This window comes from Pseudomonas sp. RC3H12, from assembly GCF_018596375.1.
In the GTDB taxonomy this organism is placed as follows: Bacteria; Pseudomonadota; Gammaproteobacteria; order Pseudomonadales; family Pseudomonadaceae; genus Aquipseudomonas.
In genome coordinates this window covers 203,959-226,301 of sequence record NZ_CP075595.1, presented here as the reverse complement: position 1 = coordinate 226,301, position 22,343 = coordinate 203,959, and the positions used below count along the sequence as shown (strand labels likewise).

The window sequence follows — 22,343 nt, the reverse complement described above, 5'->3', positions numbered from 1 at the left end:
CAAGTGTAAGGCGCTGGAAAGCATCGCGGGGCAAGCCCACCCCCACAAGGCCGCTAGAGCGCTTGTGGGGGTGGGCTTGCCCCGCGATGGGAGGTGTGACGCAGTGTTACTGTACCGCCGCCTCCTGCACCACGCGAATCACCCGCTGCGGAAACGGAATATCGATCCCTTCTGCCTTGAGCCGGTCGCGGGCATGCTCGTTGAGCATGAACATCACATCCCAGTAGTCGGCGGTCTTGGTCCAGATGCGCAGCGACACGGTGATCGAGCTGTCACCCAGGGTCGAAATCACCGCCTGCGGCGCCGGGTCCTGCAGCACACGCGGATCCTGGGCCAACTCCAGCAGTACATTGCGTGCCTTCTGCAGGTCGGCGTCGTAATCCACGCCCACGTCGAACACCACCTTGCGGGTCGGCTGGCGGTTGGTGTTGGTGATGATGCCGTTGGAGAGGCTGCCGTTAGGCATGATCACGGTCTTGTTGTCGCCGGTGCGCAACACGGTGTGGAAGATCTGGATGCTGTCCACGGTGCCACTGACACCTTGGGCCTCGATCCAGTCACCGATACGGAACGGACGGAACATCAGGATCAGCACACCGCCGGCGAAGTTGGCCAGGCTGCCTTGCAAGGCCAGGCCGATGGCCAGGCCAGCGGCACCGATGGCGGCGACGAACGAGGTGGTCTCGATACCGATCATCGATGCCACGCTGACCATCAGCAGCACCTTCAGCACGATGTTGGCCAGGGTGCTGATGAAGCCCTGCAGCGCAGCGTCGGCACGCAGGCCCACCAGCTTGCCAAGACGGGCACTGAGCTTGTTGATGATCCACCAGCCGATGGCCAGGGTCAGCAGCGCCAGCAACAGGCGGCTGCCGTACTCCATGATCAAGGGAACCCAGGTCTGCGATTGGCGAACGAGCTGATCGACTTCAGCGTTCAAATCCATGTTTATCTCCTGATGCCGAACGGCAAGTACACAGTGAAGCGGGCAGCGCAAAGCCAGCGGCCCGGACCCCGATGGACATCAATGCGCCATCAAGGTTCCGGGCCGCCGTGCGATCAGTCGCGGAAGTTGTTGAACTGCAGCGGCATGTCGAATTCCTTGGTGCGCAGCAAGGCAATGGCCTCCTGCAGGTCGTCGCGCTTCTTGCCAGTGACGCGAACCTGCTCGCCCTGGATGGCGGCCTGGACCTTGAGCTTGCCGTCCTTGATGGTGGCGACGATCTTCTTGGCCAGGTCCTTGTCGATGCCTTCGCGGAACTTGGCTTCCTGCTTCTTCTCCTTGCCCGAAGCGTAGGGATCCTTGGTTTCCAGGCATTTGACGTCGATCTTGCGCTTGACCAGCGCCAGGCGCAGGATTTCCAGCATGGCCTCGAGCTGGAACTCCTCCTCGGCGGTCAGCAGCACGGTCTGCTCCTTGTCCTTGAACTCGAAGGTGCCCTTGCCCTTCAAGTCGTAGCGACGGTCGAGGTCCTTGATGGCGTTGTCGACAGCGTTCTGCACTTCGTGCTTGTCCAGTTCCGATACCACGTCGAACGAAGGCATGGATGATCTCCAGAAAAAAAAGCGCGCTCGGCCTGAAGATGGAGCGCGTCGGGTTTGATGGTTAAAATGCGGACTCATTATAACGGGTTGCGAAACGCAGATGAGCAGCACCTGGCATATTCTCGGCGCCGGCAGCCTCGGCAGCCTCTGGGCCTGCCGCCTGGCCCGCGCCGGCAAGGCGGTCCGCCTGATCCTGCGCGACCAGCAGCGCCTGGCCGCCTATGAACGCAAGGGCGGGCTGACCCTGGTGGAGCAGGATGCCCAGCACCACTATGCGATCCCTGCGGAGAGCTTCGACGCGCCCGGCCCGATCCATCGCCTGCTGGTCGCCTGCAAGGCCTACGACGCCGCGCCTGCCGTGGCGCGTCTGGCCCCCAGGCTGGCCCATGGCGTCGAGCTGGTACTGCTGCAGAACGGCCTGGGCAGCCAGGACGAGGTTGCCGAGCAAGTGCCGCATGCCCGTTGCATCTTCGCCTCCAGCACCGAGGGCGCATTCCGCGAAGCCGACTGGCAGGTTCGCTTTGCCGGCCACGGCTTCAACTGGCTGGGTGATCCGGCGAGTCCCGGCACGCCATCCTGGTTCGACGACCTGCACGACGCCGGCATACCGGCCCAGTGGGCGCTCGACATCCCGACTCGCCTGTGGCGCAAACTGGCGCTCAACTGTGCGATCAACCCGCTGACGGTACTGCACGACTGCCAGAATGGCGGCCTGCTCGGGTACCTGACCGAAGTCGACCCACTGTGCGACGAACTGGTCAACCTGCTGCACCGTTGCGGCCAGCCCGAAGCGGCCAGCAACCTGCACGAGGAAGTCCAGCGGGTGATCCTGGCCACCGCGGCCAACTACTCTTCCATGTACCAGGATGTCCGCCATGGCCGGCGCACAGAGGTCCATTACCTGCTCGGCCACGCCTGCCGCGCCGCTGGCCGGCACGGCCTGGCAGTGCCGCAGCTGGAACACCTGCACCGGCGCCTGGTCGATAACCTGCAGGCGCGTGGCCTGCGCAGCGACTGATTCTACCCATTCATCGGATACGGACACCCTCAGACCCATGACCCTGCGTCAACGCCTGGAAAACCTCCCAGTCGGGCAGAAGCTGCTGGCGGCCCTGCTGGTGCTACTGGTGACCATCCTGCTGGTGGCCAACCTCGCCTTCATCAGCGCCGCTTACTGGATCACCCAGGAGAGCATGGCGCCCCAGGCCCTGCAGACCATCGGCAAGCTGGTGTCCAACCCGCAGCTGTCCTCACGGGCCGGTGACTCGCCGGAAGCCGCCACGGCGCTACTGAAGGAGCTCGACAGCTACTCGCCATTGCGCGCGGCGGCCATCTACGGCGGCGACGGGCGCCTGCTGGCGCAACTGCAACATGGCGAGCCGCTGAGCCTGCCCAAGCGCTACCGCAACATCGATGGCTGGCGCCTGATGGAGTTTCGCAGTACCCAGCTGATCCGCCTGCCACGCAACGCCGCGCCCCCCGCACACCTGCTGCTGGTGGCCAGCAGTGAACTACCCACGGCGTTCTACACCGGCACCCTCTCCGCCAGCCTGGCCATCCTGGTGTTCAGTGTGCTGCTGTGGCTGCTCATCGCCCGGCAGATCAAGCGCCTGATCACCCTGCCGATCAATCGCCTCGAAGAACTGACCCGCCAGGTCACCCGCGAGGAAAGCTATGCCCTGCGCGCCCAGCGCGGCAATGACGACGAAATCGGCGGCCTGGCCGAGGCGTTCAATACCATGCTGTCGCGCATCGAAGCCCGCGAGCAGCAGCTCAAGCGCACCCGTGACGAGTTCCAGGATGCCTATGACCAGGCCCAGGGCCTGGCCGAGGAAACCCGCCATACCAACCGCAAGCTGGAACTGGAAGTCCAGGTGCGCAGCAAGATCGAGAAAAAACTCACCGGTTTCCAGAACTACCTGAACAGCATCATCGACTCGATGCCCTCGGCGCTGATCGCCCTCGACGAACAGCTCTACGTCACCCAGTGGAACCACGAGGCCACGGTGCTCTCCGGGACACCGCTGGACGAAGCGCTGAACCAGCCGATCTTCCTCGCATTCGAGCCGCTCAAGCCGTTCTTGCCGCAGCTCAAGGAGAGCGTGGAGAAGCACCGGGTCGCCAAGGTCGAGCGCGTCACCTGGCCCAAGGGCGAGGACCTGCGCCACTACGCGCTGACCTTCTACCCGTTGATGGGCGGTGGCGGACGCGGGGTGGTGATCCGTATCGACGACATCACCCAGCGTCTGTCACTGGAAGAAATGATGGTGCAGTCCGAGAAGATGCTCTCGGTCGGCGGCCTGGCCGCCGGCATGGCCCACGAAATCAACAACCCGCTGGGTGCGATCCTGCACAACGTGCAGAACATCCGCCGCCGCCTGTCGCCGGACCTGCCGCGCAACCAGGAGCAAGCCAGCGAGCTGGGCATCGACCTGCCGGCCGTCAATCGCTACCTGGACAGCCGCGAAGTGCCACAGTTGCTCGACGGCATCCAGCAAGCCGGCGCACGGGCCGCCAAGATCGTCACCCACATGCTCAGCTTCAGCCGCCGCAGCAACCGTCAACTCGCCCCTTGCGACCTGCCGGCGTTGATCGACCAGGCGGTGGAGATCGCCGGCAACGACTTCGACCTGGCCATCGGCTTCGACTTCAAGGGCCAGGCCATCGTCCGCCAGTTCGACCCACAGCTGGGGCCGGTGCCCTGCACCGCCAACGAACTGGAGCAGGTGCTGCTGAACCTGTTGAAGAACGCCGCCCAGGCCATCCACCAGCGCCCGCAACCCAGCGAGCCCGGGCGTATCACCTTGCGCACCCGGCTCAACCCGCCCTGGGCAGAAATCCAGGTCGAGGACAACGGCGTCGGCATGCCCGAGACGGTGCGCAAGCGCACCTTCGAGCCGTTCTTCACCACCAAGGAGATCGGCCAGGGCACCGGCCTGGGCCTGTCGGTGTCGTACTTCATCATCACCAACAATCACAAGGGGCAGATGGAAGTACAGTCCACCCCGGGCCAGGGCACCTGCTTCACCCTGCGCCTGCCCCTGAACCAGGCCCAACCGGCCCCCCTGAACACGGAGACATGACATGGGCTATCGCCTGTCGAAGATCTATACGCGCACCGGCGACAAAGGTGAAACCGGCCTGGGCGATGGGCGCCGAGTGCCCAAGGACCATCCGCGCGTCGAGGTAATCGGCGAGGTGGACAGCCTCAACAGCCAGCTTGGGCTGCTACTGGCCGGCTTGGCCGAGCAGGGGCTGGATGAGGTCAGCGAGATTCTGACGCCCTGCCAGCACCGTTTGTTCGACCTGGGCGGCGAACTGGCGATGCCCAGTTACCAAGCGTTGAACCAGGCCGAAGTGGAGCGCCTGGAGGCCGCCATCGATATGTGGAACGAAGAGCTGGGGCCGCTGAAAAACTTCATTCTGCCCAGCGGTTCGGCGCTGATCGCTCAGGCGCATGTGTGCCGGAGCCTGGCGCGCAGTGCGGAGCGCCGGTGTCAGCAGTTGAATGCTGTAGAACCGCTGGAAGGCGTGGGTTTGGCGTACATCAACCGCCTTTCGGATCTGCTGTTTGTCGCGGCGCGGATCATCGGGCGGCGGCAGGGTGTTGCCGAGGTGTTATGGCAGGCGGCGGATAAGCCAGCAGGCTGACACCGCAAGGGGCCGCGAAGCGGCCCCTCTACCAGGCCACTCAGGCCTCAGGCCAGAACGCCCGAATCCCGGCAACACCTTGCGCGCCGACTTCCCACGCCCGCTCACGCTCGCCCGGCCCTACCCCACCGAGCAAGAACACCGGATGGCTGAACCCTGCAGTCAACCGCTGCGCCTCATCCCAGCCCAGCGGCGCTGCCTCAGGGTGCGTCTGGGTCGCCTGCACCGGCGACAGGGTGACGAAATCCACCCCCATCTGCTCGGCCAATGCCAGCTCCTCGGCACTGTGGCAGGACGCCGCCAGCCAGCGCTCCTTCGGGAATGGCCGGCCCTTGGCCGCGTACTTGCGCAACTGCGCGGCGGTCAGGTGCCAGCCGGCCGACGGGAAGTCGCCCAGCCATTCCAGCGGCCCCTTGAGCATGAGTTGCGCCTTGCCTGCGCACAGGCCAACCGCGTCGACCGCCACATCGCGGTACTTCGGGTCGTACATGTCCGGTGCGCGTAGCTGGATCAGCCTGATACCGCTGGCCACGGCCTTCTGGATACCTTTGAGCAACTCGGGCACCTCCAGACCGTCCGGGGTGATCAGGTATTGATCGGGCAAACGCGCGGCGGCGACGATCGGCTTGTTGGCCTCGGGGAACGCATACTGCCCCAGGTCACGCGGAGCCACCCACGCCAAAGGCTGACCTTCGGCACCATGTGGCTCACCAGCAAAGCCATCCACCTCGTGCACATCCAGCAATACCTGCTTGTCCGGGTAATCGTGACTGACCTTGATCAGCGGGCGCGACCCCGTGACCTCGATACCCAGTTCCTCACGCAGCTCACGGGCCAGCGCCGCTTCGACGCCCTCCCCCGCTTCCACCTTGCCGCCGGGAAACTCCCACAAGCCGCCTTGATGCTGAGTATCCGCACGACGTGCGATCAGGATGCGACCATCGGCACCGCGGATGACCGCGGCTACTACATGAATCCGTTTCACCCTTCACGCTCCGCCAGGCCAGCCCGCTGCCAGGCCTGGAAGGCCGGCCACTGGTAGATGGTTTCGATATAGGCAGCGGCCTCGGCCGGCACCTCGACGCGGTAGGTGCGCAGGCGCACGGCCACCGGGGCGAAGAAGGCATCGGCCAGGGTCGGCCGGCCAAACAGGAACGGGCCACTATCCTTGGCCACCAGGCGGCACTCGGACCACAGGGCGACCATGCGGTCGATGTCGACCTGCACATCCAGCGGCACGCTTTCCAGCGCCTGGTCGCGGGACAGGTCGAACGGCATGGCGCCGCGCAGGGCGAAGAAGCCGCTGTGCATCTGGGCACAGGCCGAACGCGCCTGGGCACGGGCCGCGATGTCGTCCGGCCACAGGCATGCTTGCGGATGCTGCTCGTTGAGGTACTCGGCGATGGCCAGGGAATCAGCGATGACGCCATGCTCGGTCTTGAGCAGCGGCACCTTGCCTGTGGCCGAGAACGCCAGCAGGCGCTGGCGGGTATCGGGCTGGTTGAGTTTGATCAGGGTTTCTTCGTAGGGCACGCCGGCCAAGTCAAGGGCCAGGGCGCCGCGTAGCGACCAGGAGGAATACAGCTTGTCGCCGATGATCAGGTGATAGCTCATGGTTCGGCTCCATGTTGCGGGCAGTGTGCGGTAATCGCGGGCAAGCCCGCTCCCACCAAGCTGTGCGTGGGAGCGGGCTTGCCCCGCGATGGGTCAGGTGCGGTATTCGGCGTTGATCTTCACGTACTCGTGGGACAGGTCGGTGGTCCAGATGGTTTCGCTGCACTGGCCACGGCCGAGCTCAATGCGGATGGTGATCTCTTCCTGGGCCATCACCGCCGAGCCCTGTGCCTCGGTGTAGCTCGGGCTGCGCCCGCCTTTGCTGGCGATGCACACACTGTCCAGATACACGTCGATCAGGCTGACATCCAGCTCGGGCACGCCGGCGCGACCGACAGCTGCGAGAATGCGGCCCCAGTTGGGGTCGGAGGCGAACAGCGCGGTCTTGATCAGCGGCGAGTGGGCCACGGCATAGCCAACGTCCAGGCATTCCTGGTGGTTGCCCCCACCGTTGACCTGCACGGTGACGAACTTGGTGGCGCCTTCGCCGTCACGGACGATGGCCTGTGCCACCTCCATGCACACTTCGAACACCGCTTGCTTCAGTGCTTCGAACAGCGCGCCGCTGGCCTCGGTCACTTCCGGCACATCGGCCTTGCCGGTGGCGATCAGCATGCAGCAGTCGTTGGTCGAGGTGTCGCCGTCGATGGTGATGCGGTTGAACGACTTGTTGGCGCCGTCGAGCATCAGGTCCTTCAACACGGCCGGGGCGACCTTGGCGTCGGTGGCGATGTAGCCGAGCATGGTAGCCATGTTCGGGCGGATCATCCCCGCGCCCTTGCTGATACCGGTGACGGTGATGGTCTTGCCGTCGACCTGGAACTGACGGCTGGCGCCCTTGGGCAGGGTGTCGGTGGTCATGATGCCGGTGGCGGCTTCGGCCCAGTTGTTTTCCGACAGGTTGTCCAGGGCGGCCTGCAGCGCGCCTTCGATCTTCTCGACCGGCAGCGGCTCGCCGATCACGCCGGTGGAGAACGGCAGGACCGACTCGGCCGGCACGCCGGCCAGTTCGGCCAGCCTGGCGCAGGTGCGCTCGGCGGCGGCCAGGCCCGGTGCGCCGGTGCCTGCGTTGGCGTTGCCGGTGTTGGTCAGCAGGTAACGCACGGTGCCCTGCACGCGCTGCTTGGAGAGGATCACCGGTGCCGCGCAGAAGGCGTTGAGGGTGAACACGCCGGCGACGCTGGAGCCTTCGGCGCAGCGCATCACCACCACATCCTTGCGCCCCGGGCGCTTGATGCCCGCCGAGGCGATACCGAGTTCGAAACCGGGAACCGGGTGCAGGGTGGGCAGGGGACCAAGACCAACAGCCATTAGAGCGCTCCTAGATAAATCGGTTGAGAACAAAAAGCGGGGCCGCAAAGCGGCCCCGGATGTGTCACGTTACTGCAGGTGGTTCAGATCATTCAATCTGACCATGGCAATGCTTGAATTTCTTGCCCGAGCCACACCAGCAAGGCTCGTTGCGACCGAGCTTCATGTCGTTGCGCACAGGGGCCGATGCGACGGCGACTTCAGCGCCCTCCTCGGCCAGTTGCTCGCCTTCCAGGCCTGGTGCGGCGGCGTGCTGGAATTGCATACGGCTGGCCAGTTCCTCGGCCTCGCGGCGCAGACGGGCTTCTTCCTCGACCGGGTCTTCGCGACGGACCTGAACGTGCGACAGCACGCGGATGGTGTCGCGCTTGATCGACTCGAGCAGTTCCTGGAACAGGGTGAACGATTCGCGCTTGTACTCCTGCTTGGGGTTCTTCTGCGCATAGCCGCGCAGGTGGATACCGTGGCGCAGGTGGTCCATGGTCGACAGGTGGTCTTTCCACAGGTCGTCCAGCACGCGCAGCAGGATCTGCTTCTCGAAGGTACGCAGGGCGTCGATGCCGGCCTGGTCTTCCTTCTCGTTGTAGGCGTCGGTGATTTCCTTGAGCAGCTTCTCGCGCAGGGTCTCCTCGTAGAGGTGATCGTCTTCGTCGAGCCACTGCTGGATCGGCAGCTTCATGGCGAAGTCGCTGGACAGCGAGGCCTCCAGGCCGGCCACGTCCCACTGCTCGGGCAGCGACTGCGGCGGGATGTGCTGGCTGATGGTGGCATCGAGCACTTCCAGACGGAACTCGGCGATGGTGTCACCGATGTTCTCGGCCGCCAGCAGGCTGTTGCGCATGTGGTAGATCACCTTGCGCTGTTCGTTGGCCACGTCGTCGTATTCGAGCAGCTGCTTGCGGATATCGAAGTTGCGACCCTCGACCTTGCGCTGCGCTTTCTCGATGGCGTTGGTCACCATGCGGTGCTCGATGGCCTCACCGGACTGCATGCCCAGCGCCTTCATGAAGTTCTTCACCCGGTCGGAGGCGAAGATGCGCATCAGGCTGTCTTCCAGCGACAGGTAGAAGCGGCTCGAGCCGGCATCGCCCTGACGGCCGGCACGGCCACGCAGCTGGTTGTCGATACGGCGCGATTCGTGGCGCTCGGAGGCAATCACGTGCAGGCCGCCGGCCTCCAGCACCTGCTGGTGGCGCTTCTGCCAGTCGGCCTTGATCTGGGCGATCTGCTCGGCGGTCGGGTTGTCCAGGGCGGCGACTTCGGCCTCCCAGTTACCGCCCAGCAGGATGTCGGTACCACGACCGGCCATGTTGGTGGCGATGGTCAGGGCACCCGGCGCACCGGCTTGCGCGATGATCTCGGCTTCTTTCTCGTGGTACTTGGCGTTCAGGACCTTGTGGTCGATACCTTCCTTCTTGAGCAGGTTGGACATGTGCTCGGAGGTTTCGATGGTCGCGGTGCCGACCAGGACAGGACGGCCCTGGGCCATGCTTTCCTTGATGTCGGCAATGATTGCCGCGTACTTCTCGTCGGCGGTCAGGTACACCAGGTCGTTGAAGTCCTTGCGCGCCAACGGCTTGTTCGGCGGGATGACCATCACGTTGAGCGCATAGATCTGCGCGAACTCGAACGCCTCGGTGTCGGCGGTACCGGTCATGCCGGACAGCTTGGTGTACAGGCGGAAGTAGTTCTGGAAGGTGGTCGAGGCCAGGGTCTGGCTTTCGGCCTGGATGTTCAGGTTTTCCTTGGCCTCGATGGCCTGGTGCAGGCCCTCGGACAGGCGGCGGCCCGGCATGGTGCGGCCGGTGTGCTCGTCGATCAGGAGGATCTGGCCGTCCTGGACGATGTACTCGACGTTGCGATGGAACAGCTTGTGCGCCCGCAGGCCGGCGTAGACGTGGGTCAGCAGGCCCAGGTTGTGCGCGGAGTACAGGCTCTCGCCCTCGGCCAGCAGGCCGGATTGGGTGAGCATGTCCTCGATGAACTGGTGGCCGGCCTCGTTCAGTTCGACCTGGCGGCTCTTCTCGTCGATGCTGTAGTGACCCTCTTGGGTCACCTGGCCTTCGACTTCCTCGATGTGCTGGGTCAGGCGCGGGATCAGGCGGTTGATCTCGATGTACAGTTTGGAGCTGTCCTCGGCCTGGCCGGAGATGATCAGCGGGGTACGCGCTTCGTCGATGAGGATCGAGTCGACTTCGTCGATCACCGCGAAGTTCAGTTCACGCTGGAACTTCTCGTCCTGGCTGAACGCCATGTTGTCGCGCAGGTAGTCGAAACCGAATTCGTTGTTGGTGCCGTAGGTGATGTCCGCGGCGTAGGCGGCGCGTTTCTCTTCCGGCGGCTGGAAGGCCGAGACGATGCCCACGGTCAGGCCGAGGAACTCGTACAGCGGGCGCATCCAGTTGGCGTCGCGGCGGGCCAGGTAATCGTTCACCGTGACCACGTGCACGCCCTTGCCGGACAGCGCGTTGAGGTAGACGGCCAGGGTACCGACCAAGGTCTTGCCTTCACCGGTACGCATTTCTGCGATCATGCCTTCGTGCAAGGTCATGCCGCCGATCAGCTGGACATCAAAGTGACGCATGCCCATCACGCGCTTGCCGGCCTCGCGGGCCACGGCGAAGGCTTCGGGCAGCAGTTGATCAAGCGTTTCGCCTTTGGCCAGGCGCTCCTTGAACTCTGCGGTCTTGCTCCGCAGTTGCTCGTCGGAGAGGGCCACCATCTTCTCTTCGAAGGCATTGACGGTGCTCACCGTCTTGAGCATGCGTTTGATTTCACGCTCGTTCTTGCTTCCAAAAAGTTTTTTTAACAAAGGCGCAAACATATCGGCAGGATCTTCCACACGTAGGGATGGAGGGCGGCCCCATGAGTCGCCCGTGCAGCCCAGAGGCCGCATGCGAACGAGCATTCTACCCGGAAACGATGGTGAGGAAAGTGGTGGATTTCCACGATGCTGGCACAGCGCTTTTAGGGGGCTTGACTAACATAGGGGCTTTTTGCGCAAGTTCAAGGTGCGCGCAGATGAAACGTATCGCGAATGACTTGCATCAAGATCCCAGCCAGCATGGCCGTTTCGCACGTCGCGTGGGAGCGGGCCTGCCCCGCGATCAGGCGGCGCCTGTTAAACTGCCGCTCTAGCAACCCGCCGCGAACTTCCATGGCCTACAAACCCTCTTCCGCCCACCCGCCCTCGGCCCTGCTGCGCAAGGCACGCCCGCTGCGCCTGCTGCTGAACCAGGCCGAGCGCCTGGAGCACCTGCAGCGCCTGCTGGAAAGCCAGCTGCAGCCAGCCGCCCGCGAGCATTGCCACGTGGCTTCCTGGAAGGAAGGGACGTTGTTGCTGGTGGTTACCGACGGCCATTGGGCGACCCGCCTGCGCTACCAGCAGAAACGCCTGCAACGTCAGCTCATGGCCATGGAAGCCTTCGCCAACCTGACGCGCATATTGTTCAAGGTGCAACCGCCGCTGGTGGCAGCCAAACGCGAGGGGCAAGGGCCGGAGCTTTCGGAAACTGCCGCTCAGAGTATCCGAGGGTCGGCGGAAGGAATCAGTGACCCGAAGCTCAAGGCGGCGCTGGAGCGATTGGCGGCACATGCTCAAGGGAAGGATAACGGCTGAGAGCGCTCGACTTGAACCTTGCTTAGGTACTCGATATCCGCCACAACGCAGCTCTCGAACTGTTTGCCATCAGCCCAAATCCAATTCCCAGCCATAAAAAAGGCCACCCGAAGGTGGCCTTAATCACTAGAGAGAGTGTTCGAACTTACACAGCCGCAACAGGGCGCATGTACGAGATCGGTGCCGTGCTGGCATCTTCGAAGGTGACCACTTCCCAGGCGTCGGTTTCCGCAATCAGCTTGCGCAACAGCTGGTTGTTCAGCGCGTGTCCGGACTTGTAGCCCTTGAACTCGCCGATCAGGCTGTTGCCCAGCAGGTACAGATCGCCGATGGCGTCGAGGATCTTGTGCTTGACGAATTCGTCATCGGAACGAAGGCCGTCTTCGTTGAGAACACCGGTTTCGTCGACGACGATGGCGTTCTCGACACTGCCACCCAGCGCAAGGTTGTGCTTGCGCAGGTACTCGATGTCACGCATGAAACCGAAGGTACGGGCACGGCTGACTTCCTTCACGAACGAGGTGCTCGAGAAGTCGACGACCGCGCTCTGGGTCTGGCCCTTGAGGACCGGGTGATCGAAGTCGATCTCGAAGCTCACCTTGAACCCGTCGAAGGGCAGGAAAGTGGCGCGCTTGTCGCCCTCTTCCACTGTCACTTCACGCAGGATGCGGATGAACTTCTTCGGTGCGTCCTGTTCTTCCAGGCCGGCCGATTGGATCAGGAATACGAAGGGTCCGGCGCTGCCATCCATGATCGGCACTTCCGAGGCGGAGAGCTCGACGTAGGCGTTATCGATGCCCAGGCCCGCCATGGCGGAGAGCAGGTGCTCGACCGTATCGACTTTGACGTCACCGTTGACCAGCGTGGTGGACATGGTGGTCTCGCCGACGTTGGCCGCGCGCGCCGGGATTTCGACCACAGGGTCGAGGTCGGCGCGACGGAAGACGATGCCGCTGTCGACAGGCGCAGGCTTGAGGGTCAGGTAGACCTTCTCCCCGGAGTGCAGGCCGACGCCTGTGGCACGGATGGTATTCTTCAGGGTGCGTTGTCTAATCATGGCATTGGCCGCTTCAGCGCAAATTGCGAACAGGTATCAACAAAGGCTGGGGATGATAACAGACCCGGCCTTTGCTGAACACCAATCACCCTTATACCCCTGATAAATTCCATTAATCGGCCTGACGACGCAGGAACGCCGGGATATCCAGGTAGTCCAGATCATCCTGAGGGTTGAGTTTAGCGGCTGCCGCAGCACCTGCATGGGCCTGGTTGCGCATCACGGTCGGACGCTCCAGGTCACGGTAGTTGACGGCCGACTGCTCCTGGCGAACCGGGGCCGGGTTGGAGGCCTCGTACGCCTGCTGGGCGGTCTGCAGGGTGTTGTCGACCACCTTGACCGGTTTCTCGATGCGCGCGCCCAGGCCGGTGGCCACGACGGTCACGTGCAGCTCGTCGCGCATGTCCGGGTCGATCACGGTGCCGACCTTGACCATCGCGTGGTCGGAGGCGAAGGCCTCGATGATGCTACCCACGTCGGAGTACTCGCCCAGCGACAGGTCAGGCCCTGCGGTGATGTTCACCAGGATGCCGCGGGCGCCCTGCAGGTTGACGTCTTCGAGCAACGGGTTGCGGATCGCCGCCTCGGTGGCTTCGCGAGCACGGTTCGGGCCGCTGGCGCAGCCGGTACCCATCATCGCCATGCCCATCTCACCCATCACGGTGCGTACGTCGGCGAAGTCGACGTTGATCATGCCCGGACGCTTGATGATGTCCGAGATGCCGCGCACGGCGCCGGCCAGCACGTCGTCGGCCTTGGCGAAGGCGGACAGGAGGCTTGCATCCTTGCCCAGGATGGTCAGCAGCTTCTCGTTGGGGATGGTGATCAACGAGTCGACGCTTTCAGCCAGCATGCGGATGCCTTCATCGGCGATCTGCATGCGCTTGCGGCCTTCGAACGGGAACGGACGAGTCACCACCGCGACGGTGAGGATGCCCATTTCCTTGGCCACTTCGGCGATGATCGGCGCCGCGCCGGTACCGGTACCGCCACCCATGCCGGTGGTGATGAACACCATGTTGGTGCCCTGCAGCACTTCGGCGATGCGCTCACGGTCTTCCAGCGCGGCCTGACGGCCGACTTCCGGATTGGCGCCAGCACCCAGGCCCTTGGTTACACCAGTGCCCAGTTGCAGGATGGTGCGCGCGCCGATGTTTTTCAGCGCCTGAGCATCGGTGTTGGCACAGATGAATTCCACGCCTTCGATGCTGCTCTTGACCATGTGGTTGACGGCGTTGCCGCCGCCACCGCCGACGCCGATCACCTTGATGACCGGACTTTGCGGGACGTTGTCTACGAGCTCGAACATTTTCCCTCTCCTTACAGTTCTCTAGTTGTCGCGCCTACCACTACTGCTTTGAAACTCAGAAGTTGCTCTGGACCCAACGCTTGAGTCGCTCAAGCACTGGCCCCTTGGGTTCATCGCCATAGCTGTTATTGCTGCTGTTGCTGTTGCTGATACCGGTCAGGGACAGGTCCTCGGACTGCTTCTGCAGCCCGTAGGTGAGCAGGCCCACGCCGGTGGAATAGATCGGGTTGCGGACCACGTCGCTCAGCCCGCGGACGCTGTGCGGCACGCCCAGGCGTACCGGCATGTGGAAGATTTCCTCGGCCAGTTCCACGGCGCCTTCCATCTTCGCGGTGCCGCCGGTGAGGACGATGCCGGCCGGCACCAGGTCCTCGTAGCCGCTGCGGCGCAGCTCGGCCTGGATCAGGGTGAACAGCTCGTCGTAACGCGGCTCCACCACTTCGGCCAGAGCCTGGCGCGACAGCTCGCGCGGCGGGCGATCACCCACGCTCGGCACCTTGATGGTCTCGCCGGCGCCGGCCAGCTTGGCCAGGGCGCAGGCGTAGCGGATCTTGATTTCCTCGGCGTACTGCGTAGGCGTACGCAGGGCCATGGCGATGTCGTTGGTGACCTGGTCGCCAGCGATCGGGATTACCGCGGTGTGGCGGATCGCACCTTCAGTGAAGATGGCGATGTCGGTGGTGCCGCCACCGATGTCCACCAGGCACACGCCCAGTTCCTTCTCGTCGTCGGTCAGCACCGAGTAGGCCGAGGCCAGCTGTTCAAGGATGATGTCGTCGATTTCCAGACCACAGCGACGCACGCATTTTTCGATGTTCTGCGCCGCGTTCACCGCGCAGGTAACCACGTGGACCTTGGCTTCCAGGCGCACGCCCGACATGCCCAGGGGCTCGCGCACGCCTTCCTGGTTGTCGATCACGTAGTCCTGCGGCAGGGTGTGCAGCACCCGCTGGTCGGCCGGAATGGCCACGGCCTGGGCGGCATCGAGCACGCGCTCAAGGTCGGCGGTGCTGACTTCGCGATCGCGGATGGCGACGATGCCGTGGGAGTTCAGGCTGCGGATGTGGTTGCCGGCCACGCCGACGAACGCCGAGTGGATGCGGCAGCCGGCCATCAGCTGGGCCTCTTCCACGGCGCGCTGGATCGACTGCACCGTCGACTCGATGTTCACCACCACGCCCTTCTTCAGGCCGCGAGACGGATGGGTGCCGATCCCGACGATCTCCAGGGTACCGTCCTCGCCGACTTCACCCACCAGCGCCACCACCTTGGAGGTGCCGATGTCCAGCCCGACGATCATTTTGCCGCTATGCGCGTTTGCCATGGTCCTGCCTCTCTCTAATTCTTCGCAACGGCGGGTTGGGCCGTCGTCGGTGCATTCGGTTCCCGCCAACCAACGGCAAGTCCGTTGGAATAACGCAGATCGATGCGGGCGATATTGGTGATCTGGTCTTTAAGCGATTTGTCGTAAATGGCAATGAAACGGCGCATCTTCTCCACCAGGTGGTCGCGCCCCAGCAGCAGCTCGATACCTGGGCCGGCGCTACCCGCGCCAGTGGTCAGGAACCAGCTGCCTCGCTCGCGCAGCTCCAGGCGAGCGATGGAAAAGCCCATGGGGCGCAGCATCTGGCTCAATACCTGATACTGCTGCATGACTTGTTGCTGAGCGCGCTGCGGCCCGAACAGCTGCGGCAGGTGCTCGTAGTTGGCCAGTTCGCGCGGGGTGAAGGCCTGGCCCTGGTTGTTGAGCAAGGCCTCGTCGCCCCAACGCGCCACCGGCAACTGTTCTTCCAGGCGGATCACCACCTCGTCCGGCCACACCCGGCGCACCTCGGCGTGGGCGATCCAGGGCATCTGCTCGAGCTCGACGCGCATCGCCGCGAGGTCGACGGTGAAGAAGCTCGCCGCCACGTAGGGCGCGATACGCTGCTGCACCGCCTGCTGGCTGATGTAGCTGAGATCACCCTGCACGGCGATCTTGGTGATCGGCCGGTCGGCGTAGGGCATCAGGCGAATGGCCCCCTCATAGGCGCCAAAGCCGGCGGCCACCAGCAATACCGGCCACAGCAGGCGCTTGAGGCCGCCGAAGCTTGGCCGCGGCAGGCGCGCCGATACGGGCTCGTCGGCCACCAGTCGGCTGGCACCACGCGGCACCGGCTTGCTACGGCCGGTAACGGGTGGCTGCTGACGTATCATCGCGCCTTGCATGGCTATTAACCTCTCGTCGCTACGCTGTCGGCCAGGATCGCCAGCACCAGCTGCTGGAAGTCCAGGCCGGCGGCACGGGCCGCCATGGGCACCAGGCTATGGTCGGTCATGCCCGGTGCGGTGTTGACCTCGAGCAGCCAGAAACGGCCCTGCTCGTCCTGCATCACGTCCAGACGGCCCCAGCCCTCGATACCAACGGCATCGCAGGCGCGCGCGGTAAGGTCGATCAGTTCCTGCTCCTTGACGCTGTCCAGGCCGCACGGGATGCGGTACTGGGTGTCATTGGCGATGTACTTGGCGTCGTAGTCGTAGAACACGTGCGGCGTGCCCAGCGCGATCGGCGGCAGCACCTGGCCACGCAGCACGGCGATGGTGAATTCCGGGCCGTGGATCCATTGCTCGACCAGGACTTGCGAATCGTAGTTGGCGGCGTCTTTCCAGGCGGCGACCAGCTCTTGCTCGCTGTTCACCTTGGCCATGCCGATGCTCGAACCTTCATGGGCGGGTTTGACGATCAACGGGAAGCCCAGTTCCGCACTGGCGGCCACGCAATCCTGCTCGCTGGCCAGCACGGCGTGACGCGGCGTGGGGATACCCAGGCTCTGCCACACCTGCTTGGTGCGCAGCTTGTCCATGGCCAGCGCCGAGGCAAGAATGCCGCTGCCGGTGTAGGGAATCCCCAGGCACTCGAGCAGGCCCTGCATGCTGCCGTCCTCACCACCACGGCCGTGGAGGATGATGAAGGCGCGGTCGATCTTCTCGCTCTGCAGGCGGTTCAGAAGGTCGTCGCCGACGTCGATGGCGACTACGTCGACACCAGCGCTGGTCAGCGCCTCGATCACTGCCTTGCCCGACTTCAGGGAAACCTCACGCTCGGCACTCTTGCCACCGTACAGCACGGCGACGCGGCCAAAGGCCTTGACGTCCAGGGTCGAGTGCAACTTGTCGTAGGCGCTGGTCATTTCGACTTCTCCTGCTTGGCGCCTGCGAACAGCGGGCTATTCATCAATTGCGGGGCCAGGCCGCCGACATCGCCGGCACCCTGGCAGATGAGGATGTCACCGGCGCGCAGCAGCGGCTGGACCAACGGCGCGAGCTCGGCGCCGCGTTCGATGTAGATCGGATCGAGCTTGCCGCGCTGGCGGATGCTGTGGCACAGCTGGCGGCTGTCGGCGCCGGGGATCGGCTCTTCGCCGGCCGGGTAGACCTCCATCAGCAGCAGCACGTTGGCATCGCCCAGCACCTGCACGAAATCGTCGTACAGGTCGCGGGTGCGGCTATAGCGGTGCGGCTGGTAGACGATCACCAGGCGGCGGCTCGGCCAGCCGCCACGCACGGCCTTGATCACCGCGGCGACCTCGGTCGGATGGTGGCCATAGTCGTCGACCAGCATCACGCTGCCACCGTCGACCGGCAGCTCGCCGTAGACCTGGAAACGCCGGCCAACGCCCTGGAAGCCCGACAGCCCCTGGACGATGGCCTCGTCGCTGATGCCTTCGTCGGTGGCGATGGCGATGGTCGCCAAAGCGTTCAGCACGTTGTGGTTGCCTGGCATGTTCACCGACACTTCCAGCGGCTCGCAGTCACGGCGCAGCACGGTGAAGTGGGTCTGCATGCCCTGCTGACGCACGTTGATGGCGCGGATGTCGGCCTCTTCGCTGAAGCCGTAGGTGACCGTCGGACGCTTGACCTGCGGCAGGATCTCGCGCACCACCGGGTCGTCCAGGCACATCACCGCCAGCCCATAGAACGGCAGGTTGTGCAGGAACTCGACGAAGGTCTTCTTCAGCTTGTTGAAGTCGCCTTCGTAGGTGGCCATGTGGTCGGCGTCGATGTTGGTGACCACGGCGACCATGGGCTGCAGGTGCAGGAAGCTGGCATCGCTCTCGTCGGCTTCGGCGATCAGGTAGCGGCTGGTGCCCAACTGCGCGTTGGTCCCGGCCGCGGTCAGGCGACCACCGATGACGAAGGTCGGGTCCAGGCCACCGGCGGCGAACACCGAGGCCAGCAGGCTGGTGGTGGTGGTCTTGCCGTGGGTGCCGGCTACCGCCACGCCATGGCGATAGCGCATCAGCTCGGCGAGCATCTCGGCACGCGGCACCACAGGGATGCGGCGCTCCAGTGCGGTGGCGACTTCCGGGTTGGCCGGATTGATCGCGCTGGACACCACCAGCACATCGGCGTTGGCGGCGTTCTCGGCGCGGTGGCCGACGAAGATCTCGGCGCCGAACGACTCAAGGCGCTCAGTGACCGGCGACACCTTGAGGTCGGAGCCGGACACTTCATAGCCGAGGTTCAGCAGCACTTCAGCGATGCCGCACATACCCACGCCGCCGATACCGACGAAGTGGATACGACGGATGCGGCCCATCTTCGGATGCGGCATGGCTTTCTGGCTCTCAACCATGGGCCACCTCCAGGCAGATATCCACCACGGTGCTGGTTGCGGCAGGTTTGGCCAGGCGGCGGGCGGTGCCGGCCATGGCGTTGAGTTTCTCGGGTTGCATCAGCACCTCGTTCAGGCGTTCAGCGAGCTGCGCTGCGCCAGTAGTCGCTTGTGGCATCAGGAAGGCGGCGCCTTCACGTGCCAGGTATTGGGCGTTGTGGGTCTGGTGGTCGTCGATGGCATGGGGCAAGGGCACCAGCATCGAGGGCAGGCCCGCCGCCGCGAGTTCGCTGACGGTCAGGGCGCCGGCCCGGCACACCACCATATCGGCCCAGCCATAGGCATGGGCCATGTCCTTGATGAACGGTTCGACCTGGGCCTCGACCCCCGCCTCGTGATAACGCTCGGCGGTGACGGGCGCGTGGTTCCTGCCCGCCTGGTGGAACACTTCGGGGCGCAGGTTCGCCGGCACCTCGGACAGGGCCTTAGGCAACAATTTGTTCAATGGTTCCGCACCCAGGCTGCCGCCCATGACCAACAGGCGCGCACGGCGCTCGGCCAGGGGCGCGCGCAGGGCGTCCATGAACAGCTCCGGACGCACCGGATTGCCGGTGGTGCGCAGCTTGTCGCTGGCGGCAAAGGTGTCCGGGAATGCTTCGCAGACACGCGCGGCCAGCGGCAGCAGCAAACGATTGGTGGTACCGGCGCGGGCATTCTGCTCGTGGATCACCAGTGGCACACCACACAACCGCGCGGCTACGCCACCGGGGCCGGTCACATAACCACCGAAACCGACCACGCAGACCGGTTTGAGCTCACGGACGATGCGCCGCGCCTGCAGCACGGCCTTGACCAGGGTGAACGGCGCCTTGAGCAGCGACAGCTTGCCCTTGCCGCGCAGGCCGGTGACCTGGATCAGGTGCAGCGGCAGGCCGGCCTGGGGCACCAGTTCGTTTTCGATGCCACGCGGGGTACCCAGCCAGTGCACGTTGTAGCCGCGGGCCTGGAACTCGCGGGCACAGGCCAGGGCCGGGAACACGTGCCCCCCGGTGCCACCGGCCATGATCAGGATGTTTTTGCCGTCAGCGGCCATGGCTGGGCTCCTCGGCAAAATCGCTCTCCTTGAACTCGTGTTCTTCGCTGCCCAGATGGGTGCGGCTCTCCCACTCGATGCGTAAAAGCAGGCCGACACAGGCGCAACAGATCACCAGGGAACTGCCCCCGTAGCTGAGGAACGGCAGGGTCAGGCCCTTGGTCGGCAGCAAGCCGACGTTCACGCCGATGTTGATCAGGAACTGGCCGATCCACAGGAACGACAGGCCGAAGGCCATGTAGGCGGCGAAGAACTGCTTGGCCTTCTCGGCCCACAGGCCGATGTACAGGGCACGCACGGTGATGAACACGAACAGCGCGATGGTCAGCAGAGAGCCGACCACCCCCAGCTCTTCGGCCAGCACCGAGAACACGAAGTCGGTGTGCGCCTCGGGCAGGTAGAACTGCTTCTGCACACTGTTGCCCAGGCCCACACCCAACCATTCGCCGCGCCCGAAGGCGATCAACGCCTGGGTCAGCTGGTAGCCGGAGCCGAACTGATCGCTCCAGGGATCGGTGAAGGTGATCAGGCGCGCCATCCGGTAAGGCTGGGCCTGGACCAGCACCACCACCGATATGACCGCCAGCACCACCATCAGCGAGAAGCGGAACAGCCCCACTCCCCCGAGGAACAGCATGGCCGCCGCAGCGCCCATCATCACCACCGTGGCGCCGAAGTCCGGCTCCATCAGCAGCAGGCCGGCCATTGGCAGCAGCACGATGAACGGTTTGAAGAAGCCCATCCAGCTCTCGCGCACCTCGGTCTGGCGACGCACCAGGTAGCCGGCGAGATAAATGACCACGAAGACCTTGGCGATCTCCGATGGCTGGACGTTGAAGAAGCTGAAGCCGATCCAGCGCATCGAACCGTTCACCTCACGGCCGATACCGGGCACCAGCACCAGCACCAGCAGACCGAAGGCACCGATCAGCATCATGAAGCCCATGCGCTGCCAGGTGGCGATCGGCACCAGCATGGTCATCAACCCGGCGCCCAGCCCAAGGGTGACGTACACCAGGTGGCGGAACATGTGGTACAGCGGGTTGCCGGACTGCACCGCGGCCACTTCGGAGGAGGCCGAGGTGATCATCACCAGGCCCAGGCCGAGCAGCGCCAGGCAACCGGCCAGCAGCGGGAAGTCGAGGTCGATGCCACGGCCGCTGATCAGCGGCGACGGGTACGGCTTGAGGATGCCGAAGATCATGCCAGCCCCTCCGCTGCCTGGGCGAACAGGCGCCCGCGTTCTTCAAAGTTCTTGAACATGTCGAGGCTGGCGCAGGCCGGCGACAGCAGCACCGCGTCACCGGCGCGGGCCAGCTCGGCGCAACGCTGCACGGCCTCATCGAGGGTCTGCACGGGCACCAGTTGCACGGCATCCTTCAGGGTTTCGGCCAGGCGTGCGGCATCGCGGCCGATCAGCACCACGGCGCGGCAATGCTGCGCCACCGGGGTACGCAAGGCCGCAAAATCGGCACCCTTGCCATCGCCGCCGGCGATCAGCACCAGTTTGCCCTCGATATCGGCACCCAGGCCTTCGATGGCCGCCAGCGCGGCACCGACGTTGGTGGCCTTGGAATCGTCGTACCAGTTCACGCCGTTGCGCTCGCGCACCCACTGGCAACGATGGGCCAGGCCCTTGAATTCGCGCAGCGCTTCGAGCATCGGTTCGAACGGCAGGCCGACGGCGTGGCCGAGGGCCAGGGCAGCCAGGGCGTTGCTGTGATTGTGGGCGCCGCGGATCTTCAGCTCACGCACTGGCATGAGGGTCTGGAACTCGAACGCCAGGTATTTCTCGCCATCCACTTCACGCAGGCCGAAGGCCTTGAAGTCCGGTGCGTTGAGGCCAAAGGTCCAGCACGGCCGGCCTTCGACCGGCAACGGACGGCTCAGGGCATCCTGGCGGTTGACCACCACCTGGCGGGCGCCGCGGAAGATCCGGTGCTTGGCCAGGTGATAGGCCGGCAGGCCGCTGTAGCGGTCCATGTGGTCTTCGCTGATGTTCAGCACGGTGGCCACTTCGGCGTTGAGCTGGTCGGTGGTCTCCAGCTGGAAGCTCGACAGCTCCAGCACGTACAGCTCGACGTCATCAGCCAGCAAGTCCAGGGCCGGGGTGCCGAGGTTGCCGCCTACTGCCACACGTTTGCCTGCCTTGACGGCCATCTCGCCGACCAGGGTGGTCACGGTGCTCTTGGCGTTGGAGCCGCTGATGGCCACGATCGGCGCCTTGGCGTGATGGGCGAACAGCTCGATGTCCCCGGACAGCTTGACGCCACGCGCGGCGGCCTGTTGCAGCGCAGGCGTGGCCAGGGCCAGGCCTGGGCTGACATACAGCTCGCTGGCCCGGCACAGGAAGTCCACGTCCAGCTCGCCACAGCGCACTTCCACCTGCGGGTATTCACGGCGCAGGGTGTCCAGTTCCGGCGGTTGCTCGCGGGTGTCGGCGACCGCAAAGGCAATGCCCCGGTTCGCCAGGAAGCGAACCAGGGACATGCCGCTCTTGCCGAGGCCGACAACGATGCGGAATTGGTCGGAAGCGATCAGTGACACGCT

Annotated in this window: 19 protein-coding genes; 4 read left to right on the top strand and 15 right to left on the bottom strand. The window is 64.6% G+C overall.

The genetic code is table 11. The features are described 5' to 3' along the window. Window positions 1–106: 106 nt before the first annotated feature. Together KHO27_RS01035 and KHO27_RS01030 are read right to left on the bottom strand one after the other, a co-directional pair. A complete protein-coding gene (locus KHO27_RS01035) occupies window positions 107–946 on the bottom strand; it encodes a mechanosensitive ion channel family protein (RefSeq protein ID WP_110700437.1) in 840 nt (279 codons plus the stop codon). Window positions 947–1,059: 113 nt separating this feature from the next. Beyond that, window positions 1,060–1,545 (bottom strand): YajQ family cyclic di-GMP-binding protein, encoded by a 486-nt coding sequence (locus KHO27_RS01030; RefSeq protein ID WP_011535522.1) that lies wholly within the window; start codon window positions 1,543–1,545, stop codon window positions 1,060–1,062. 100 nt (window positions 1,546–1,645) lie between these two features. Here KHO27_RS01030 and KHO27_RS01025 point away from each other — a divergent pair, with 100 nt between their 5' ends. The 3 genes from KHO27_RS01025 to KHO27_RS01015 are packed head-to-tail and all read left to right on the top strand — an operon-like array spanning window position 1,646 to window position 5,196. Beyond that, a complete protein-coding gene (locus KHO27_RS01025; RefSeq protein ID WP_214501030.1) occupies window positions 1,646–2,563 on the top strand; it encodes a putative 2-dehydropantoate 2-reductase in 918 nt (305 codons plus the stop codon). A 37-nt stretch (window positions 2,564–2,600) separates the two neighbouring features. Continuing rightward, window positions 2,601–4,628, top strand: a complete 2,028-nt coding sequence (locus KHO27_RS01020; RefSeq protein ID WP_102682684.1) for a sensor histidine kinase — start codon at window positions 2,601–2,603, stop codon at window positions 4,626–4,628. Between the two features lies 1 nt (window position 4,629). Continuing rightward, window positions 4,630–5,196: a cob(I)yrinic acid a,c-diamide adenosyltransferase gene (locus KHO27_RS01015; protein ID WP_214501029.1), complete on the top strand. Its 567-nt coding sequence runs from the start codon at window positions 4,630–4,632 to the stop codon at window positions 5,194–5,196. Window positions 5,197–5,236: 40 nt separating this feature from the next. Here the strand turns inward: KHO27_RS01015 and KHO27_RS01010 are convergent, their stop codons facing one another. From KHO27_RS01010 to secA, 4 genes are all read right to left on the bottom strand, one after another. Beyond that, the gene (locus KHO27_RS01010; RefSeq protein ID WP_110700443.1) at window positions 5,237–6,181 is read right to left on the bottom strand and encodes a Nudix family hydrolase; all 945 of its coding nucleotides are present in this window, start codon (window positions 6,179–6,181) and stop codon (window positions 5,237–5,239) included. Next, window positions 6,178–6,810: a glutathione S-transferase family protein gene (locus KHO27_RS01005; protein WP_110700445.1), complete on the bottom strand. Its 633-nt coding sequence runs from the start codon at window positions 6,808–6,810 to the stop codon at window positions 6,178–6,180. The genes KHO27_RS01010 and KHO27_RS01005 overlap by 4 nt, the downstream gene beginning before the upstream one ends. A gap of 93 nt (window positions 6,811–6,903) precedes the next feature. Continuing rightward, a complete protein-coding gene (gene argJ, locus KHO27_RS01000) occupies window positions 6,904–8,121 on the bottom strand; it encodes a bifunctional glutamate N-acetyltransferase/amino-acid acetyltransferase ArgJ (RefSeq protein WP_214501028.1) in 1,218 nt (405 codons plus the stop codon). Window positions 8,122–8,209: 88 nt separating this feature from the next. Continuing rightward, on the bottom strand, window positions 8,210–10,945 hold the full coding sequence (gene secA / locus KHO27_RS00995; protein ID WP_111531711.1) for a preprotein translocase subunit SecA: 2,736 nt from the start codon (window positions 10,943–10,945) through the stop codon (window positions 8,210–8,212). 333 nt (window positions 10,946–11,278) lie between these two features. Here secA and KHO27_RS00990 point away from each other — a divergent pair, with 333 nt between their 5' ends. Next, on the top strand, window positions 11,279–11,740 hold the full coding sequence (locus KHO27_RS00990) for a DUF721 domain-containing protein (protein WP_110700451.1): 462 nt from the start codon (window positions 11,279–11,281) through the stop codon (window positions 11,738–11,740). A gap of 145 nt (window positions 11,741–11,885) precedes the next feature. Here the strand turns inward: KHO27_RS00990 and lpxC are convergent, their stop codons facing one another. The 9 genes from lpxC to murD all read right to left on the bottom strand — a co-directional run bounded on the left by lpxC (window position 11,886) and on the right by murD (window position 22,340). Then, window positions 11,886–12,797: a UDP-3-O-acyl-N-acetylglucosamine deacetylase gene (gene lpxC / locus KHO27_RS00985; protein WP_046857004.1), complete on the bottom strand. Its 912-nt coding sequence runs from the start codon at window positions 12,795–12,797 to the stop codon at window positions 11,886–11,888. A 112-nt stretch (window positions 12,798–12,909) separates the two neighbouring features. After that, entirely contained in the window at window positions 12,910–14,106 is a 1,197-nt protein-coding gene (gene ftsZ / locus KHO27_RS00980) for a cell division protein FtsZ (RefSeq protein ID WP_016395521.1), read from the bottom strand. 55 nt (window positions 14,107–14,161) lie between these two features. Then, window positions 14,162–15,430 carry a cell division protein FtsA gene (ftsA, locus tag KHO27_RS00975; RefSeq protein WP_094010215.1) on the bottom strand — a complete coding sequence of 423 codons (1,269 nt, stop codon included), beginning with the start codon at window positions 15,428–15,430 and terminating at the stop codon, window positions 14,162–14,164. A 14-nt stretch (window positions 15,431–15,444) separates the two neighbouring features. Beyond that, entirely contained in the window at window positions 15,445–16,314 is an 870-nt protein-coding gene (locus KHO27_RS00970; protein WP_023629819.1) for a cell division protein FtsQ/DivIB, read from the bottom strand. Window positions 16,315–16,319: 5 nt separating this feature from the next. Then, window positions 16,320–17,276, bottom strand: a complete 957-nt coding sequence (locus KHO27_RS00965; protein WP_102682677.1) for a D-alanine--D-alanine ligase — start codon at window positions 17,274–17,276, stop codon at window positions 16,320–16,322. Continuing rightward, entirely contained in the window at window positions 17,273–18,721 is a 1,449-nt protein-coding gene (gene murC, locus KHO27_RS00960; protein ID WP_102682676.1) for a UDP-N-acetylmuramate--L-alanine ligase, read from the bottom strand. Before murC ends, KHO27_RS00965 begins: the two co-directional genes overlap by 4 nt. Continuing rightward, window positions 18,714–19,793 carry an undecaprenyldiphospho-muramoylpentapeptide beta-N-acetylglucosaminyltransferase gene (gene murG / locus KHO27_RS00955; RefSeq protein ID WP_110700453.1) on the bottom strand — a complete coding sequence of 360 codons (1,080 nt, stop codon included), beginning with the start codon at window positions 19,791–19,793 and terminating at the stop codon, window positions 18,714–18,716. Before murG ends, murC begins: the two co-directional genes overlap by 8 nt. Continuing rightward, window positions 19,783–20,997, bottom strand: coding sequence for a putative lipid II flippase FtsW (gene ftsW, locus KHO27_RS00950; RefSeq protein WP_102682675.1), 1,215 nt, complete (start codon window positions 20,995–20,997; stop codon window positions 19,783–19,785). The genes murG and ftsW overlap by 11 nt, the downstream gene beginning before the upstream one ends. Then, window positions 20,994–22,340, bottom strand: a complete 1,347-nt coding sequence (gene murD / locus KHO27_RS00945; protein WP_110700455.1) for a UDP-N-acetylmuramoyl-L-alanine--D-glutamate ligase — start codon at window positions 22,338–22,340, stop codon at window positions 20,994–20,996. The genes ftsW and murD overlap by 4 nt, the downstream gene beginning before the upstream one ends. Window positions 22,341–22,343 lie beyond the last annotated feature (3 nt).

Excerpts from the sequence above, each read along its gene's own strand:
- murC (WP_102682676.1), bottom strand. The coding sequence starts at position 18,721 with ATGGTTGAGAGCCAGAAAGCCATGCCGCATCCGAAGATGGGCCGCATC.
- KHO27_RS01035 (WP_110700437.1), bottom strand. The coding sequence starts at position 946 with ATGGATTTGAACGCTGAAGTCGATCAGCTCGTTCGCCAATCGCAGACC.
- secA (WP_111531711.1), bottom strand. The coding sequence starts at position 10,945 with ATGTTTGCGCCTTTGTTAAAAAAACTTTTTGGAAGCAAGAACGAGCGT.
- KHO27_RS00990 (WP_110700451.1), top strand. The coding sequence starts at position 11,279 with ATGGCCTACAAACCCTCTTCCGCCCACCCGCCCTCGGCCCTGCTGCGC.
- KHO27_RS01030 (WP_011535522.1), bottom strand. The coding sequence starts at position 1,545 with ATGCCTTCGTTCGACGTGGTATCGGAACTGGACAAGCACGAAGTGCAG.
- argJ (WP_214501028.1), bottom strand. The coding sequence starts at position 8,121 with ATGGCTGTTGGTCTTGGTCCCCTGCCCACCCTGCACCCGGTTCCCGGT.
- KHO27_RS01005 (WP_110700445.1), bottom strand. The coding sequence starts at position 6,810 with ATGAGCTATCACCTGATCATCGGCGACAAGCTGTATTCCTCCTGGTCG.
- ftsZ (WP_016395521.1), bottom strand. The coding sequence starts at position 14,106 with ATGTTCGAGCTCGTAGACAACGTCCCGCAAAGTCCGGTCATCAAGGTG.
- KHO27_RS00965 (WP_102682677.1), bottom strand. The coding sequence starts at position 17,276 with ATGACCAGCGCCTACGACAAGTTGCACTCGACCCTGGACGTCAAGGCC.
- lpxC (WP_046857004.1), bottom strand. The coding sequence starts at position 12,797 with ATGATTAGACAACGCACCCTGAAGAATACCATCCGTGCCACAGGCGTC.
- ftsA (WP_094010215.1), bottom strand. The coding sequence starts at position 15,430 with ATGGCAAACGCGCATAGCGGCAAAATGATCGTCGGGCTGGACATCGGC.
- KHO27_RS01015 (WP_214501029.1), top strand. The coding sequence starts at position 4,630 with ATGGGCTATCGCCTGTCGAAGATCTATACGCGCACCGGCGACAAAGGT.
- murG (WP_110700453.1), bottom strand. The coding sequence starts at position 19,793 with ATGGCCGCTGACGGCAAAAACATCCTGATCATGGCCGGTGGCACCGGG.
- ftsW (WP_102682675.1), bottom strand. The coding sequence starts at position 20,997 with ATGATCTTCGGCATCCTCAAGCCGTACCCGTCGCCGCTGATCAGCGGC.
- KHO27_RS01020 (WP_102682684.1), top strand. The coding sequence starts at position 2,601 with ATGACCCTGCGTCAACGCCTGGAAAACCTCCCAGTCGGGCAGAAGCTG.
- KHO27_RS01025 (WP_214501030.1), top strand. The coding sequence starts at position 1,646 with ATGAGCAGCACCTGGCATATTCTCGGCGCCGGCAGCCTCGGCAGCCTC.
- KHO27_RS00970 (WP_023629819.1), bottom strand. The coding sequence starts at position 16,314 with ATGCAAGGCGCGATGATACGTCAGCAGCCACCCGTTACCGGCCGTAGC.